General features: G+C 56.8%; 1 protein-coding gene and 1 pseudogene. Both read right to left on the bottom strand.

All coding sequences use genetic code 11. From position 1 onward, the window contains the following. A partial coding sequence (gene rarD, locus A2I95_RS40160) for an EamA family transporter RarD (protein WP_291737912.1) occupies window positions 1-806 on the bottom strand: 806 nt, incomplete at its 3' end. A gap of 167 nt (window positions 807-973) precedes the next feature. Next, a pseudogene (locus A2I95_RS40155) lies at window positions 974-1,195 on the bottom strand (cytochrome c oxidase subunit I); the annotation flags it as partial.

Genomic DNA, 1,195 nt, shown 5'->3' with positions numbered 1-1,195 from the left:
GGGTCGACCTCTTCACCAAAGACCAGAACCGCAATTAGGAAGATCATAGTAGGGGCGATGTATTGCAGGATCCCGATGGTCGACAGGCGCAACAGCTTGGCCCCATTGGCATATACGATCAGCGGTACCGCCGTCACCACGCCACAGCCCAACAACATCGCCGTGTTAAAGGCTTCTCCACCAAAATGCCCGGTGCCGGTGGCCGTCAGATATCCGACATACCCCAGTCCCGGCACCAACAGAATCAAAGCTTCGAGCAGAAACCCTTGATTGGGTCCAATTGCCAGGGATTTCTTGAAGAAGGCATAAAACCCCCAGCTGAACATCAGCGCCAGCGCGACCCATGGCAATGACCCTGCCTGTACCGCCAGAACAACAACCGCCAAAGCCGCCAAAGCAATGGCCAGCACCTGATAGCGGCTCAGACGCTCATTCAGCAGGACAGCCCCCAGAAAAATGCTGAACAATGGGTTGATGTAATACCCCAAAGCCGCGTCCAGTGCCTGTCCGGTCGAAATCGCCCAAACATAGATCCCCCAGTTCACCGATATCAACGCCGCCGTCAGACCGGCCAGCGCCATGGTCTTTGGCGACTTTAGTGCGGCTTTGAGATCTTTGGTCCGGCGCAGGACCAGCAACAGCACCCCGGCCACCGGCACCGACCAGATCACTCGATGGGCAACGACTTCGGCGGGCGGAATGTGCTCTAGCGCCTTGAGGTACAGCGGCAGGAAGCCCCACATCACATAGGCCGAGATGGCAAAGGCCAAACCCTGTGGCGTATCTCGGTTGTCTGATGGATTCATCGGGCGCTCCTTCGTCCGCCCTTATGTCAGAAATCACCGCACAAAAAACTTCGTTTTCTGTGATATTCAGAATTCCGTACCTTGATGGATTACCCCGTAAACACGCATGAAAAAGGCCCCGGAGCATCTGCGCCGGGGCCTTTTTTTGATGTCAGGGTCTCAGCCGCTTAGTGCGAATGCGAGCGGTCCCAGTCTTCCTGCTTGGGCAGGATTTCAAAGGTGTGCTCGGGCGGCGGGCAGGGCAGGGTCCACTCCAGGGTATCCGCGTATTCGTTCCAGTAGTTGTTCTGGGTGATGCGGGCGCCGCGCAGCAGCGAATAGATCACCACGCCGAAGAACAGCAGGAAGGATGCAAAGGACAGGAACGCGCCATAGGACGAGATCTTGTT

The organism is Leisingera sp. F5 (assembly GCF_001593695.1).
Note: the sequence above shows the minus strand (reverse complement) of the source record. Positions and strands in the feature narration are given on the sequence as shown.